This is a genomic window from Variovorax sp. SRS16 (assembly GCF_901827165.1).
Lineage (GTDB): Bacteria > Pseudomonadota > Gammaproteobacteria > Burkholderiales > Burkholderiaceae_C > Variovorax.
Genome location: NZ_LR594669.1, coordinates 201,492 through 214,503, shown reverse-complemented (window position 1 = coordinate 214,503; position 13,012 = coordinate 201,492). Strand labels below are relative to the sequence as shown.

The 13,012-nt window shown below is 66.2% G+C and carries 17 protein-coding genes and 1 pseudogene; 6 read left to right on the top strand and 12 right to left on the bottom strand.

Annotated features, from left to right (window positions below; all coding sequences use genetic code 11):
* Window positions 1–8: 8 nt before the first annotated feature.
* Entirely contained in the window at window positions 9–986 is a 978-nt protein-coding gene (locus tag E5P2_RS35955; RefSeq protein ID WP_162571841.1) for a tripartite tricarboxylate transporter substrate binding protein, read from the bottom strand.
* Window positions 987–1,116: 130 nt separating this feature from the next.
* Here E5P2_RS35955 and E5P2_RS35950 point away from each other — a divergent pair, with 130 nt between their 5' ends.
* Window positions 1,117–1,884: an IclR family transcriptional regulator gene (locus E5P2_RS35950; RefSeq protein WP_162571840.1), complete on the top strand. Its 768-nt coding sequence runs from the start codon at window positions 1,117–1,119 to the stop codon at window positions 1,882–1,884.
* Here E5P2_RS35950 and E5P2_RS38260 read toward each other — a convergent pair.
* From E5P2_RS38260 to E5P2_RS35930, 4 genes are all read right to left on the bottom strand, one after another.
* Window positions 1,881–2,294 (bottom strand): FHA domain-containing protein, encoded by a 414-nt coding sequence (locus E5P2_RS38260; protein ID WP_162571839.1) that lies wholly within the window; start codon window positions 2,292–2,294, stop codon window positions 1,881–1,883. The two genes, E5P2_RS35950 and E5P2_RS38260, sit on opposite strands and share 4 nt — an antisense overlap.
* A 43-nt stretch (window positions 2,295–2,337) precedes the next feature.
* A complete protein-coding gene (locus tag E5P2_RS35940) occupies window positions 2,338–2,763 on the bottom strand; it encodes a PPC domain-containing DNA-binding protein (RefSeq protein ID WP_162571838.1) in 426 nt (141 codons plus the stop codon).
* Window positions 2,764–2,780: 17 nt separating this feature from the next.
* Window positions 2,781–3,185 (bottom strand): DUF4189 domain-containing protein, encoded by a 405-nt coding sequence (locus tag E5P2_RS35935; protein WP_162571837.1) that lies wholly within the window; start codon window positions 3,183–3,185, stop codon window positions 2,781–2,783.
* A gap of 94 nt (window positions 3,186–3,279) precedes the next feature.
* Window positions 3,280–3,822: a C40 family peptidase gene (locus E5P2_RS35930; protein ID WP_162571836.1), complete on the bottom strand. Its 543-nt coding sequence runs from the start codon at window positions 3,820–3,822 to the stop codon at window positions 3,280–3,282.
* 192 nt (window positions 3,823–4,014) lie between these two features.
* On the opposite strand from E5P2_RS35930, the gene E5P2_RS38080 reads away from it, so the two are divergent.
* The 4 genes and pseudogenes from E5P2_RS38080 (at window position 4,015) to E5P2_RS35915 (ending at window position 5,693) form a co-directional block, all read left to right on the top strand.
* Window positions 4,015–4,224, top strand: a complete 210-nt coding sequence (locus E5P2_RS38080) for a transporter substrate-binding domain-containing protein (RefSeq protein ID WP_232081047.1) — start codon at window positions 4,015–4,017, stop codon at window positions 4,222–4,224.
* A complete protein-coding gene (locus tag E5P2_RS38075; RefSeq protein WP_232081046.1) occupies window positions 4,218–4,442 on the top strand; it encodes a transporter substrate-binding domain-containing protein in 225 nt (74 codons plus the stop codon). Before E5P2_RS38080 ends, E5P2_RS38075 begins: the two co-directional genes overlap by 7 nt.
* A 3-nt stretch (window positions 4,443–4,445) precedes the next feature.
* A pseudogene (locus E5P2_RS35920) lies at window positions 4,446–4,877 on the top strand (cupin domain-containing protein); the annotation flags it as partial.
* A gap of 84 nt (window positions 4,878–4,961) precedes the next feature.
* Window positions 4,962–5,693: an MBL fold metallo-hydrolase gene (locus E5P2_RS35915; protein WP_162571834.1), complete on the top strand. Its 732-nt coding sequence runs from the start codon at window positions 4,962–4,964 to the stop codon at window positions 5,691–5,693.
* Window positions 5,694–5,723: 30 nt separating this feature from the next.
* Here the strand turns inward: E5P2_RS35915 and E5P2_RS35910 are convergent, their stop codons facing one another.
* Window positions 5,724–6,260, bottom strand: a complete 537-nt coding sequence (locus tag E5P2_RS35910; RefSeq protein ID WP_162571833.1) for a cysteine hydrolase family protein — start codon at window positions 6,258–6,260, stop codon at window positions 5,724–5,726.
* Window positions 6,261–6,505: 245 nt separating this feature from the next.
* On the opposite strand from E5P2_RS35910, the gene E5P2_RS35905 reads away from it, so the two are divergent.
* Window positions 6,506–7,576, top strand: a complete 1,071-nt coding sequence (locus E5P2_RS35905) for a lipocalin family protein (protein WP_162571832.1) — start codon at window positions 6,506–6,508, stop codon at window positions 7,574–7,576.
* A 26-nt stretch (window positions 7,577–7,602) separates the two neighbouring features.
* Here E5P2_RS35905 and E5P2_RS35900 read toward each other — a convergent pair whose 3' ends face one another.
* From E5P2_RS35900 to E5P2_RS35875, 6 genes are all read right to left on the bottom strand, one after another.
* Window positions 7,603–8,667: a TAXI family TRAP transporter solute-binding subunit gene (locus E5P2_RS35900; RefSeq protein WP_162571831.1), complete on the bottom strand. Its 1,065-nt coding sequence runs from the start codon at window positions 8,665–8,667 to the stop codon at window positions 7,603–7,605.
* 89 nt (window positions 8,668–8,756) lie between these two features.
* Entirely contained in the window at window positions 8,757–9,521 is a 765-nt protein-coding gene (locus tag E5P2_RS35895; protein WP_162571830.1) for a hypothetical protein, read from the bottom strand.
* Between the two features lie 104 nt (window positions 9,522–9,625).
* Window positions 9,626–10,486 carry a class I SAM-dependent methyltransferase gene (locus E5P2_RS35890; RefSeq protein WP_162571829.1) on the bottom strand — a complete coding sequence of 287 codons (861 nt, stop codon included), beginning with the start codon at window positions 10,484–10,486 and terminating at the stop codon, window positions 9,626–9,628.
* Window positions 10,487–10,724: 238 nt separating this feature from the next.
* Complete coding sequence (locus tag E5P2_RS35885) at window positions 10,725–11,018, bottom strand: hypothetical protein (protein ID WP_162571828.1); 294 nt, start codon at window positions 11,016–11,018, stop codon at window positions 10,725–10,727.
* 8 nt (window positions 11,019–11,026) lie between these two features.
* The gene (locus tag E5P2_RS35880) at window positions 11,027–11,752 is read right to left on the bottom strand and encodes a GntR family transcriptional regulator (RefSeq protein ID WP_162571827.1); all 726 of its coding nucleotides are present in this window, start codon (window positions 11,750–11,752) and stop codon (window positions 11,027–11,029) included.
* Between the two features lie 67 nt (window positions 11,753–11,819).
* Window positions 11,820–12,998, bottom strand: a complete 1,179-nt coding sequence (locus E5P2_RS35875) for an aminotransferase class I/II-fold pyridoxal phosphate-dependent enzyme (protein ID WP_232081045.1) — start codon at window positions 12,996–12,998, stop codon at window positions 11,820–11,822.
* Between the last annotated feature and the right edge of the window lie 14 nt (window positions 12,999–13,012).

Genomic DNA, 13,012 nt, shown 5'->3' with positions numbered 1-13,012 from the left:
CGAGCCGTTCAGTCGATCGTGGCGCCCGATGCCTTGACAACCTTGCCCCAGCGACCGATGTCGTCACGGATCAAGGCGCTGAACTTTTCCGGCGTGCCGGTTTCCACATTCGCCCCCTGGGCCGCAAGCTTCTTGCGCAGGTCGGGCGCGGCCAGCGCGTTGTTCAACGCCGCGTTCCACTTCACGACGACGTCCCTGGGCATCGCGGCCGGGCCCACCAGGCCGAACCAAGTCACCGCTTCGAAACCCTTGTAGCCGGACTCGGCCACGGTCGGGACACCGGGCAGATCCTCGGCGCGCTTGGCCGAGGTGACAGCCAGCGCGCGCATCTTGCCGCCCTTGACGAAACTGATCAGCGTCGGCACCGACGACACGTAGAGCTGAACCTGCCCGCCGATCACGTCGGTCACGCCCTGCGACGCGCCCTTGTACGGCACGTGCGTGAGCTTGACGCCGGCAGTGCGCTGCAGCATCTCCGTGGCCAGGTGCGCGACCGTGCCGTTGCCCGAGGTAGCGAAGTTGAGCACGCCAGGTTTGGCCTTGGCTGCGGCCACGACATCAGCCAATGTCTTGTACGGCGAGTCGGCAGCCACCACGATGGCCAGCGGCGAGGATGCCACCAGGCCGATGGCGGCGAGGTCTTTGACGGGGTTGTAGGGCAGCTTGGGATACAGCGTCGGGTTGATCGCGAGGTTGCTGGTCTGGCCCATCACCAGCGTGTAGCCATCGGGCGCGGCCTTGGCAGCGGCATCCACGCCGAGGTTGCCGCCGGACCCGGGTCGGTTGTCGATCACGACGGTCCAGCCCTGTTCGGTGGCGATCTTGTTGACCAGTTCGCGCGCAATGGTGTCGGTGCCGCCACCCGGGGGGAACGGCACGATCAATCGGATCGGCCGAGAGGGATAGGCCTGCGCCAGCACGGCGCCGGACGCCAGTGCGAGCGCCAGGGCGATGCTCGCGCGGCGGGTCATGCGGTTGATCTGCATCTCGTGTCTCTGTCTTGTTGAAGGTCCTCGACGCGGGCTGCGTTCGGGGCTGGCCGAGACTTTAGAGGGGCGTTCCACCAGCTACAATGGGGTTGCATGCAGTGAACCATCAACCACGGTATGAAACAAGATGCGGAAGATCGCCGAAGCCCCCTCGAACGAAGCTGAAGCCGGCTCGGGCGGTGTCGTCGCGGTCACGCGAGCGCTCCAGTTGCTCGAAGCCTTCGGCATGGCCGAGACGCGCCTGTCCCTCGCGGAACTGAGCCGCCGCAGCGGGATGCACAAGACCACGGCACTGCGCCTTGCGCGCACGCTGGCCCAGTCCGGCTATATGGTTCAGCGCGACGACGGCGAGTGGCGGCTCGGGCCCGCGGCCGGTTGGCTGGGTGCGCGTTACCAATCGAGCTTCGACGTCAACAACGTTGTCGAGCCGATGCTCAGGGCGCTATCGCACAAGACCGGTGAGAGCTCCGCGTTCTATGTGCGCGAGGGCAACTTTCGCACCTGCCTCGTCCGGGTCGAAGGACCGCAGCCGATCCGGCATCATGCGCGGATGGGGGAAATGCTTCCGCTGGACAAGGGCTCGCCAGGCCGGGTCATCCTTGCGTTCTCGGGGGAGCCGGGCAAGCTCTACGAAGAGATCCGCCGACGTGGCTATCACCTGTCGATCGGCGAGCGGGAGAAGGGCGTTGCGACTGTGTCGGCTCCGGTGTTCGGCCTTCACTGGACGCTGCTGGGGTCGGTATGCATTTCCGGCCCTGCCGACCGGCTGTCCAAGAGCAAGCTGGTCGGGCACGCCAAGACCGTGATTCAAGCGGCCAACCATCTCTCGTACGCACTGGCCGGCGGGGCGACCGACAAGACGCCGCCGGTCGTGTCGACCTGGCATCCGAACTAGGTCGATTTGGGACGGCGCGCATCCTCGTCCGGCCCTGCGGCATCGGGCGCCGTGGGCGCATGCTCGTCGAGCATCCAGTTCGGCACCGACGACAGGCGCTGGGCCACGACCTCGCTGAACTCCTGGTCGCCGGCGATGAAGTGCAGTTCGCACTCGCCCATGCGGATCACGTCGCCATCGGCCAGCGACTGGGTCTGCACGCGCACGCCGTTGACGAAGGTGCCGTTCTGGCTGGCGAGGTCGCGGATGGTGGTGAACGCGGCTTCGACCACGATGACCGCATGCCGGCGGCTCGCGAAGCGCGAATTGAGCACGATGTCGTTGTGGATGTTTCTGCCCAGCGTGTTCTCGTGGGGCTTGAGGTCGACGTGCCGGGTTTCTCCTGCCGACGTCATCTGCAGCTTTGGCATTGCCTCATCATACTTACCACGCCGGGCGGTGAAGTCCGCTCTTTCAAGCGTCGGGAATCCGCCGGACGACGAGTTCCGCCCATCCGGTGCTCGGGTCGGGTTCGCGCGAGAAGTGCCATTGCGGCAGCAGAACCAGCAGCACCTCGGCCGTCGTGCGAACGATGCAGCCATAGCAGGCATGGCCGCCCAGCACGCGACCCTGGCCATCGCTCACGCTCATGTGCAGGTGCGAGCCGCCGGCCGCGATGCTGCCCGACAGGGTGAGAAGTTCTGTATCCGAATCGATCCTCAGCGCGTCGTGCGCGCCGGCCATGCGGATCTCGGCGGGGCGAAGACTTCCGACGGCCGACAGCACGAAGCCGGCCGTCCCACCTTCTGCTGCCACCACGGATTCGAGGGCTCGCCTCAGGTCGTCGCCGGGGCGAAGGCGGATCGGAAGGGTTCGCGTGGAGGGTTCAGGCGCAGCCATGGTTCATGCGCCGGCGCTCAGCGCGGCGAGCAGATGCTGACGACCACCTTGCAGGGCTGCGTGGGCAGATGGCTGTCGCACTGCACGGCCGCCGCCTTGCCGGCAGCGGCCGCCGTCGAGGCGATGGCGGTGCCCCATTCCCCGTAGTTGCCGGTCGCGAGCGCACCGCAGGAGCGATCGAAGTACGCGCGGATGGCACAGGTGCCCGGGCGGCCCGCCGCACGATCGCACTGGGCGCGCGCTGCAAGCTCCGCCGCGGCGCGCGACGGGTGGTTGAACGAGTAGCCGTAGCCGCCGGCGTCCCTGGACGCGATCGCGCCCCAGCTGGGACCAGGGTCGGCGTGGGCCGGATCCGCGGCGATGCCGGCAAGGGCGCCGCACAGCAGCAGGGCCGCGAACAGGGATCGATCGATGAGAGGCATGGCAAAAGCGCCATGCTACGCGAGCAGGAAACGACTCGCCGGGGTGGTGGTGCGCGCAGCCCGAGCTGAAGGCGAGTGGCTGCCCCGACGCCTGTCAGGGCCTGCGGACCTCGAGACGCTGGCGCGACCAGTAGATCCCGTCGAGGCGGTCGAGCCGCACCTCGCCGCCGGTCGACGGCGCGTGCACGAAACGGCCGTCGCCCACATAGATGCCCGCATGCGAAGGCGGATTGCCGCCGAAGAGCACCAGGTCGCCGACACGCAGATCGCTCGCGCTCACCGGCTGGCCGAAGCGCGACAACGCGGCCACGGTGCGCGGCGGCGCTGTCCCCACGCTCCCGCGGTACACGTAGCCGATGAGCCCGCTGCAGTCGAAGCCGCCTTCGGGGGTGTTGCCGCCGTAGCGGTACGGTGTGCCGACGAGGCCCATCGCATGGATCGCGATATCGTCCGATTGCCCGGCCGATAGCGGCGTGTAGGGGATCGAGGGCGGCGGTGGCGGCCGGGTCGCGCAGCCCGCGGCCAGCAGGCAGGCGCACAGCAGCACGGATTCGAGCAGCGGGCGACGGGCGCGCTTCGAACCTGTCGCATTGAACGAGGGCGAGGCGTCGCGTCGGGAGTCGGATGCAGGGGTCATGGCGGATGTCCGCATTCTGCCGGGCTTGCGCTCGGAATGTCCGCAATGCACGGATTTGCATGACATGCAACAGCGCGAGCGCCAGGCCTCCATGGGAAATCCGCCGCCGGCACGGGGCGATTTGCACGAGGTGCAAGACTTGCGACGCTTCTGAAACACCCGTGCGAGAAGATGCAGGCGCGGTGCGAGATCGTGGCCCAGGATTGGGACGGCATCATCCCGGGCCTCGTGGCCCGGAAGTTCGACCTGATCGTCGCCAGCATGGCGATCACCAAACAGCGGCGCCAGCGCGTGGACTTCTCCGACAAGTACAAGGAAACCATCTCGCGCTTCGTCGCGAAGAAGGGCACGCCGGCCGACGTCTCGCCGGCCGCGTCGACTACATCCTCGGCAACATGGTGACCTACTTCGTGGGCTTCATGAAGACGCCGGACGCCGCCCACTTCGCGTTCGTCGGCCCGGACCTCAAGGGCGGCCTGCTCGGCGACGGCAACGGCATTGCCGTGCGCAAGGGCGACACGGCGACGCTGGCCAAGGTGAACGCAGCGCTGGCGGCCATCCGCGCCGACGGGACGTACGACCGCATCACGGCGAAGTACTTTCCGTTCAAGCTGATGTGAGTGCCAAAGGCCGGGATGCTCGACAAGATCGCGACCGTGCTCGATGTGCCGATGTCGCGCTTCTTCGTCGATCAGGTCCGGCGGCTGGACATGTCGCACGTGCCGGCCGGCAAGGGGCTGAAGGTCGAGCGCGTCGATGCCGTGAAGGGCTACCACTACGAGCTGCTGGGGCATCTGCTGTCCGGCAACCTGCTCGTCGAGCCCTACCTGATCACGCTGTCCGACGAAGCCCGGCCCTATCCCGCGTTCCAGCACCCGGGCGTGAAGTTCATCTACATGGTGTCGGGCCGCGTGAAATACCGCGACGGCAGCCGCACCTTCGAAGTCCGGCCGGGCGATTCGCTGCTGTTCGATGCGCGCGCGCTGCACGGCGCGGAGGTCTTGCGCGAAGGGCCGGTTTCCTATCTGTCGATCGTGTTCACGCTGCGCGAATGAAGATGGCGCACGAGCGCCCGGCCGTGTAAGGTCGGACCTTCGGCGACCCATCTTCGGTTATTCGACAGGACACAGGAGACGCGCATGATCACCAATCGGCAATCCGGCACCAACGTCCAGGAAATCGCGGCGGGCATCTTCCGCATCAACACGCCGGTGCCGCTGCCCGGCGGCCAGTGGTTCAGCTTCAACCAGTACCTGGTGGTCGACGATGAGCCGCTGCTGTTCCACACCGGGCCGCGCCAGCTTTTTCCGATGGTGAGCGAAGCCATCGCGAGCCTGATGCCGATCGAACGCCTGCGCTACATCGGGCTGTCGCATGTCGAGGCCGACGAATGCGGCGCGATGAACCTGTTGCTGGCGGCGGCGCCGCAGGCCGTGCCGCTGTGCGGCGGCATCGCCGCGATGACCTCGATGGGCGACCTGGCCGACCGGCCGCCGCGCGCGCTCGCGGACGGCGAGGAACTGGCACTCGGCCGTCATACGATGCGCTGGTTCGACACGCCCCATCTGCCGCACGGCTGGGAATGCGGGCTGATGATGGACACGCAGACGCGCACCTTCTTCTGCGGCGACCTTTTCACGCAGCCGGGCGACAGCCAGAAGGCGCTGACCGATGCCGACATCCTCGGCCCCAGCGAGGCGTTCCGCCACCAGATGGACTACTACGCGCATTCGCCGCAGACGGCCGCGCTGCTGGCCGGCCTCGCGAGCCACGAGCCCCGCACGCTCGCATGCATGCACGGCAGCGCCTGGCAGGGCGACGGCGCGTCGCTGCTGCGCCAGCTTTCGCAGGCGCTCTCGATCGCGCATTGAGCGGCTCGCGAGGGGCGGTCCTGTTGTCGTTCAGGCCGCGACCTGCAGCGCTTCGGCCGGGACGACACGAACCCGCGGCCCGAAACTGCGGATGTTCGAGAGCGTCAGGTTGTGATGGCGGATCACCTGCGGCGCGGACAGATGCGCGTTGCCCTCGCTCGTATGCGCATCCTCCACCAGGACGACGGGAAAGCCCAGCGCCAGCGCCCGCCGGACCGTCGTGTCGACGCAGAACTCGGTATGCATGCCGCAGACCACCAGCTCGGTGACGCCATGCGCCTTCAGCACGGCGTCGAGTGCCGTGCGATGGAAGGCATCCGGCGTGGTCTTGCGGATGCGCAAGTCGGACGCTTGCACAACCAGGCCCGTCGCCAGTTGCCACGCCGGCGTGCCGTGCTGGAGTTCGAAGGACGACTCGTGCTGGATGAAGACGACCGGCGCGCCCGCCGCCCGGGCCTTGGCCGCGACCTGGTTGATTCGTCCGATGACGGCCTGCGATTCGAAGGCCTCGTGTTCGCCTTCGCACAGGCCCTGCTGGACATCGATGACGAGGAGGGCGGTGGTCAAGCTCTGGCTCCGTGGGGTTGGAAAAGAACAATGCGGCATCATCTCGGAATCGGCCGACGTTGTGAATGCCGGCCTTGTTCTTGCTTCTCTCCCATGCACCGCAGATGAATGCCGACGATCAGCCCAGAAGAAGCCGCAGCCGGTCCAGCCGGAGCGGGTCGCGCTCCCCGCACTCGCCGCGCAGGTCGCGGTCGCGCTCGGCGCGGCGCAAGAGGACGCGGTCCTACCTCGCCGCGCTGCTCGCCGTGGCCATCGTGGCCGTCGTCGCGGGACTGCTGTACGCGGGGATGTCCGCGCCGGACCGGCCGGCCCTCGCATCGGCCGCATCGCTCGACCCGGCGCGCAAGCCGGCCGAACGCACCGCGGCACTCGCGCCCGTGAACCTGCCGGCCGACGATGCGCCGCACGGTTCCGGCATGGAATGGTGGTACTACAACGGCATCCTCGATGCGACGACGGGCCAGCGCTATGCGTTCCACGTCGCCGTCTTCGTCGCCAACGGACTGGTCAAGCAGACGGTCATGCACGTGGCCTTGACCGATCTTCAGACCGGCCAACGCTATGCCGACCAGGGCCGCACCGGCGGTCTTCCGGCACAGCATGTCGCCAATGGATTCGACTTCCGGCAGGACGATTGGCAGGTCGCCGGATCCGGCCCTTCGCAGAAGCTTCGCGCCGCCTTCGAAGGCGTCTCCATCGCGCTCGACCTGACCGATTCGCATGCACCGGTCCTGCATCGCGCCGCGGGCTCGGCCACGCCAGGGCTGCTCGATTTCGGCCAGAGCGGCATCAGCTACTACTATTCGCGCCCCCGCATGGCGGCGAAAGGCGAGATCACGGTCGGCGGCAAGCCGGCCCAGGTCAGCGGCGACGTGTGGTTCGATCACCAGTGGGGCGACTTCGATGTGCTGAGCCTCGGCTGGAACTGGTTCGCGCTGCATCTGGCGGACGGTTCCGACGTGATGCTCTACCAGCTCTTCGATGCGCAGGGACACAAGGTCATGACGGCCGGCACGGTCTCGAATGCGAAGGGCTCCGTGCCGCTGAAACCGGAAGACGTCGAACTGACGCCGGTCACGACATGGACCAGCCCGCATACCCGGATCCCCTATGTCGTCGAATGGCGCGTGCGGCTCCCGTCGGGCGTGCTGAACATCAAGCCCTTCGTTGCCGACAGCGAATTCGATGCGGGCCGGACCACCGCCAATGTCTATTGGGAAGGGCCGGTCAAGGTGACGGGCAGCATCGACGGCCAGGGATTCCTGGAGCTGAGCGGTTACGACCGGCTGAACGCGGCGCAGTCGAATCACAGATGAGGGGTCGTCCTGCAGGTGGCGAAGATTCACCGCTTGCAGATCCCCAGCACCAGCTCCTGCTCCGTGCAAGTCCTCGATGATTGCGCCGCGGTCGGGGCGCCGAAGGGTGCCCGCTGGGCGATGCAGGCGCGCAGGCGCTTTTCCATCGGCGGGTAGTAGCGCCATCCCTGGTTCAGGGGAGGGAGCTCGAGTCGCACCTGCTTCCATTTGGGATGGCCGTTGGCCTGCAGCTTGTCGAAGTTCGCGCACAGGGAATCGGCGAAGCGCATCAGGTTTCCGACCGTCGACTGCAGCCCGTAGTCGTAGGTGACGAGGTAGGCCTTCACGGTCAGGGTGGGCACGTCGTCCTTGAGCCAGGTCGAATAGCTGGCGGAACGGATCACCGCGGGAAAGTAGGCCTTCTTCGCGCGCGCCGTCTCGGGCGCCGCCTCGTCGAGCTTCAGGATCTTGATGTAATTGCGCGCCTCGGCCTTCATGTCCGTGAACAGCTTGGCCGGCTGGCCGGCGACGATGATGGCGACGTCGATCGACTTGTCGACCGTGAGCCGGGCCAGCGACTCCTCGTTGCTGAGGTACTGCGTGTTGGCGGGTGGCAGCGGCTCGCCGAACATCAGCTGGTAGAGCGTCCTGGAGGTGAGGGCCGTGCCGCTGCCCAGCGGTCCGACGGCGATCTTCTTGTTCTTGATGTCGTGGATGCTGTTGAGCGGCGAGTCGGCGCGGACGATGAAGTAGATCTCTTCGTCGTAGAGCGGCATGATGAGGCGCAGCGGACGGATGATGTCGCCGGCATCGGCGTTGCCGGCCTTCGCCTCGTCCAGGAAGGCCTGGTAGACGTCGGACTGCACCAGGGCCAGCTTGACGCCGGGCTCGTAGCGCAGGCGCTGGACGTTCTCCGCCGAGCCCTTCGAATCGAGTGCTTCCAACCCGATGTCGGCGGGCCCGGCGACCCACTTGGCCAGATCCTGGCCGATCTGGATGTAGGTGCCTGTTTTCGTCGCGGTGACGATCTTGTATTCCGCCCGGGGCGCTGCTGCCGCGCACGCGAGGCAGGCCGTCCACAAGAGTCCTGTCAGCAGGGATCTGATTGGCATGCTGGCTCCATCCAGGGTTGGTGATACCGCCAGTGATGCTGGCTCATTCTTGCGGCTCGGGCTTGCTGGCTCTGTCTCTGTTCGCCCCTCTATTTCTGCGTGCACAGGGCCAGCGCCGCGAGCGCATCGCTGCATGCCTTGCCGTCGGTCACCGTCGCCGCGGCGGCAGGTGCCGAAACGACGGGCGGTGGCGTTGCCGGTGGCGGCGATGGGCGTGCAGCGGTCTCGTCCAGTCCCAGTGCGCTGAAGGTCGCCCGCGCGTCGTGCGCAGGCAGAGCTTGCGGCTGAGGCACAGGCAGCGGCTGCGGAGGCTCAACACGCGGGACGGATGGTGCCTGCACGCGTTCGGCGGCGAGCGCGGGCGCTTGCGGCCTGGCCGCCGGTTTTCGATCATCGGCATCGATCCGGCCGAGTTCCGGAAAAGCAAGCCCGATCAGGACCAGCACCGGCACGGCGCCGATCGCCAGATGCCGGGAGGTCGCGAAACGCGCCGTCCAATGCGTCTTTGCGCCGCCTGCCTGCGGCGCGCTGGCCCGGGACGGATCGAATCCGACAAGGCCCGTTTCGAAATCCGACCCTGCTGCTGCGGCGCTTGCACCTTCCTGCGCGCCAGGCTGCACGGTGTCCATGAAGTCGAAGCCCTCGGGGGAGGGCGCTTCATCGCTGGCCGGGATGCCGTCTCGCGGCTCGATCGCCGGTCGCGCATGGTCGACAGCGACCGGGGCCAACTGGTCCGCGAAACAGAACAGGCAAAACCGGTTCCCCTCCTGCAGCAGCCTAGCGCATCGCCTGCAGGGTACGGAGAACGATGGGTCCAGCTCGTCCGGGGTCGCAATGGCTCGCAAACGTTCCATGCTCGCAACGGGGTCCAGTGATATGTAGATTTTGGACCTACTCTTGCGCCGTACCAAGTGCGTTTTCACATCGGCCGCTGCAGCCGTTGCGCCGGCCGCGAAGGCTATGTCGTTGCCACCAGCAGCTCCTCCGCATGGTTCGGCGGGCGCAGACCATCGGTCCTGCCCATGAAGTAGCGCCGGGTCAGGTCGGCCGCCGAGACGTGACGCGATTCGGCAAAGCCGGCTTCGCGGGCCAGCGTCATGATCTGGGGCGGGGTGAAGAAGCTGAGGAAGGGGGTTCCGCTGGCGCGCGCACCTTTCTCTGCCATCTCGAGCCCGGGACGCACCGCGGGGTCCGCCAGTTCAAGCGGGAGCAGGAAGGTCATGGCGAGCGTCGATCCCGGCGCGAGGGCCGCGACCTCGCGCAAGGTGGCCGCATTCGCCTCCTTGCTGAGGTACATGCTGACCCCCGTGGAGACCACGATGGCCGGCTTGTGCTCGTCGAAGCCGGCCGCCACCAGCCTGTCCCGCCAGGCCTCTCCGGCCTCGAAGTCGACCGGCACGAAGCGCAGCCAGTCCGGGATGCCGAAGCCGAGCTCGATCAGGCGCCGGCGCTTCCAGGCCTGAGGGCCTGGCGGGTCGATCTCGAACACCCTGAGATGCGACGCGATCTCCGGCCTGCGCTGGGCGAAGCTGTCGAGACCGGCACCGAGGATCACATACTGCGCCAGCCCGCGGCCGGCCTGTTCGACGACCAGGTCCTCGATGAAGCGCGCACGCGCCACGATGGAGGCGCGAAAGGGCCGCGTGAACTGCAGGTCCATGTCGCCGCGGCGGCGCCAGTCCGGGTCGGGCGCGAGCAACTGGAGGCCGATGTCATCTTCCAGCACATGCGGCGGCGGATCGGCCTCCACATGCAGCGCGCGCCACAGGGCGACCCGCGCTGCGGTGCTGTCCGGTGCTGCATCCTGCTTGTCGCTCATCGCTTTCCATTCGGCTCTGTCGCAATAGCAGCGCTGACTCGAAAAAGTGCGCGTCGCGCGTGTCGCCCAGAAGGCCAGTGAGTAGAACTTCGCTGCGGCGGACGAGTCTTGACCTTTGAAGCAGTCCAACAACTGCCCGTTCCTGATCATATCCATCGTCTCGATGCCGGCAATGAGTGCTCGCGTGCAGCGAAAAGACTTGAAGGTTTCCCGATCAAGGCGTGGCAGGGAGGCTGGCTCAATCCCTCCACACAATGTGGGCACGAATCGCGAGGGGGCGCTCCCGCACCCAGCCTTTGCTGCGCGCGTAAGCGAGCATGCTTTCGTACTTCTGCTCCCAGTCGGGCACTGGACTTGCACGTGCCAACTCACGTCGCAGCCACGACTCGTCAACCCAAACGTGCTGCTCGCCTTCTTGCGCCAGCATTGCGGGTAGGTCCTGCTCGCCTCGCCGAATGACGGCTTCGAATTGAGTGAAGGTTCCCGGTTGCACAAGTTGAGGCGTTCCGCTGTCTTTCACACTGATCTGCATGTCGCTTCTCACTTTGCCGGTGTCGGCCAGTTGCTCCGATAAAAGTCAACAAAGCCAGGAAAGTCTCCGAGCAACTTGCGCATGGCTTTCTCGGCGGCGGCCGAATCTTGCTGCTCGATGGCTGCGCTCACTTTCATGTGCTCGGAAAGTGTTTGCTGAAGTGCCTCGTCGCTCAATCGTGGGGCATTGGCAAACCAGAAGCGCGAGGCGTTATTGTGAAGCACGGTCACTTGCCGCTCCATCAACGCATTCTTGGTCGCAGCTGCCACGGCGCGATGGAAATACTGGTCCAGTCTCACCAGCTTGCGGAGGTCACGCGTCCGTGCGATTTCCATGTACTCCTCGGCGAATCGACGAAACTTCGCAAGGTCTTCGGAGTCTGCGCGGTTCGCCGCAATCGCGGCACAGGATGGTTCGAGAATCAGGCGGGTTTCAAATACGTCCTGGAGTTCACGAACGCCAAGTGTCGCGATCTTCGTGCCAATCCGGGGTTGCCGTTCGACCAGTCCTTCGAGTTCGAGGCGCCCCAAGGCCTCGCGAACACCCGCTACGCCGAGCTCGAACCCACGCGCCAGGCTTTTTTCATCGACGGCAGAGCCTGGCGCCAAGTCGCCGAAGATGATCGCAGCCAGCACTCGCTCGTAGGCGTCTTCGCGGCGGCTCGTTGGTACAACATCCAAAGACATTCCCGTCGTCTCCCAAAACGCCGGTTTCCTGAAGGCGAGACTGGTCATGCGGTGCACTCCCTGTGCAGGACCGGCTTACGCTGGATTCTAAACATCGCGGCAAGGCACCGGTTTGTCATGCTGTACGCATTTCCCCAAGCCCGCGCGCAAGGACCTGTATGACCGTGGACAGCTGCTCGAGCGTGTGCCCCGCGCTCACTTGCAGGCGAATGCGTTCCGTGCCGCGTGGCACGACAGGGTATTCGATGCCGGAGACCAGTACGCCATTGCTTCGCGCGTGGGCGACGAGGCTGCGTGTGCGATGGGAATCTCGCAGCATGACAGGTGCAATGGGATGCACCCCAGCGGGAACGTCGAAGCCGAATTCAGCCAACTGCGTGCGAAGAAAGCGCGTCGACTCGCGCAAGCGGCCAAGACGCAGCGGTTCGCTCTGCATCAACTTCATCGCGGCGATCACACCTGCCGCAAGAGAGGCCGGTATCGGGTTGGAGAAGAGGTACGGCCGCGAGCGCGCCCGCAGGAGCTCGATGATTTCGCGCCCGGCCGCGACGAATCCGCCCATGGCTCCACCCAACGCCTTCCCGTATGTACCTGTGATGATGTCGACTTGGCCGAGCATGTCGAAATGCTCGGCTGTGCCTCGCCCGGTTGCGCCCAACGTCCCGATGCCGTGTGAGTCATCCACCATCAGCAGGGCGCCATAGCGGCCCGCCAGGCGCACGAGATCCGCAAGAGGGGCGAGCGAGCCATCCATGGAAAAGACCCCGTCCGTCACGATCATCGTGATACCTGTTCCAGGCCCTTCCCGCAACAGGCGTTCGAGGTCTTCGAGATCGCAATGCCGGTAGCGCAGTCGGCTGGCCTTCGCCAACCGCACGCCGTCGATGATGCTGGCGTGGTTCAATTCGTCCGAGACAATCCGGTCTCCGTCATCCAGAAGTGCCTCGAAGATGCCCGCGTTGGCATCGAAGCAAGAGCCGAACGCGATGCAGTCGTCGGCGTGCAGCAGTTCGCGTGTTGCACGCTCGAGCTCCAGATGCAACGCATGCGTCCCCGAGAGGAATCGCACGGAGGCCAGTCCGAGGCCATAGCGCTCCAGGGCCTCGGCCGCGGCGGCGCGAACCGGCGGCGCGTTGGCGAGGTCCAGGTAGTTGTTGCTGGACATGTTCACCATGCGCCCGGCCTCGGTGGTAACCATACCACCCGCTGCGGAGGTCAACACCATGGGCCGCGCCACCGGGCGGGATCCGGGCGCTGCAGCCTTGGCTCTTAGTTTTTCCTTCCAGTGCACCATGTCTCCTATGTGGT

Bases quoted from the DNA above. Each gene is read 5' to 3' on its own strand.
- E5P2_RS35955 (WP_162571841.1), bottom strand. From the start codon at position 986: ATGCAGATCAACCGCATGACCCGCCGCGCGAGCATCGCCCTGGCGCTC.
- E5P2_RS35950 (WP_162571840.1), top strand. From the start codon at position 1,117: ATGCGGAAGATCGCCGAAGCCCCCTCGAACGAAGCTGAAGCCGGCTCG.
- E5P2_RS38260 (WP_162571839.1), bottom strand. From the start codon at position 2,294: ATGCCAAAGCTGCAGATGACGTCGGCAGGAGAAACCCGGCACGTCGAC.
- E5P2_RS35940 (WP_162571838.1), bottom strand. From the start codon at position 2,763: ATGGCTGCGCCTGAACCCTCCACGCGAACCCTTCCGATCCGCCTTCGC.
- E5P2_RS35935 (WP_162571837.1), bottom strand. From the start codon at position 3,185: ATGCCTCTCATCGATCGATCCCTGTTCGCGGCCCTGCTGCTGTGCGGC.
- E5P2_RS35930 (WP_162571836.1), bottom strand. From the start codon at position 3,822: ATGACCCCTGCATCCGACTCCCGACGCGACGCCTCGCCCTCGTTCAAT.
- E5P2_RS38075 (WP_232081046.1), top strand. From the start codon at position 4,218: ATGGTGACCTACTTCGTGGGCTTCATGAAGACGCCGGACGCCGCCCAC.
- E5P2_RS35915 (WP_162571834.1), top strand. From the start codon at position 4,962: ATGATCACCAATCGGCAATCCGGCACCAACGTCCAGGAAATCGCGGCG.
- E5P2_RS35900 (WP_162571831.1), bottom strand. From the start codon at position 8,667: ATGCCAATCAGATCCCTGCTGACAGGACTCTTGTGGACGGCCTGCCTC.
- E5P2_RS35895 (WP_162571830.1), bottom strand. From the start codon at position 9,521: ATGGAACGTTTGCGAGCCATTGCGACCCCGGACGAGCTGGACCCATCG.
- E5P2_RS35890 (WP_162571829.1), bottom strand. From the start codon at position 10,486: ATGAGCGACAAGCAGGATGCAGCACCGGACAGCACCGCAGCGCGGGTC.
- E5P2_RS35885 (WP_162571828.1), bottom strand. From the start codon at position 11,018: ATGCAGATCAGTGTGAAAGACAGCGGAACGCCTCAACTTGTGCAACCG.
- E5P2_RS35880 (WP_162571827.1), bottom strand. From the start codon at position 11,752: ATGACCAGTCTCGCCTTCAGGAAACCGGCGTTTTGGGAGACGACGGGA.
- E5P2_RS35875 (WP_232081045.1), bottom strand. From the start codon at position 12,998: ATGGTGCACTGGAAGGAAAAACTAAGAGCCAAGGCTGCAGCGCCCGGA.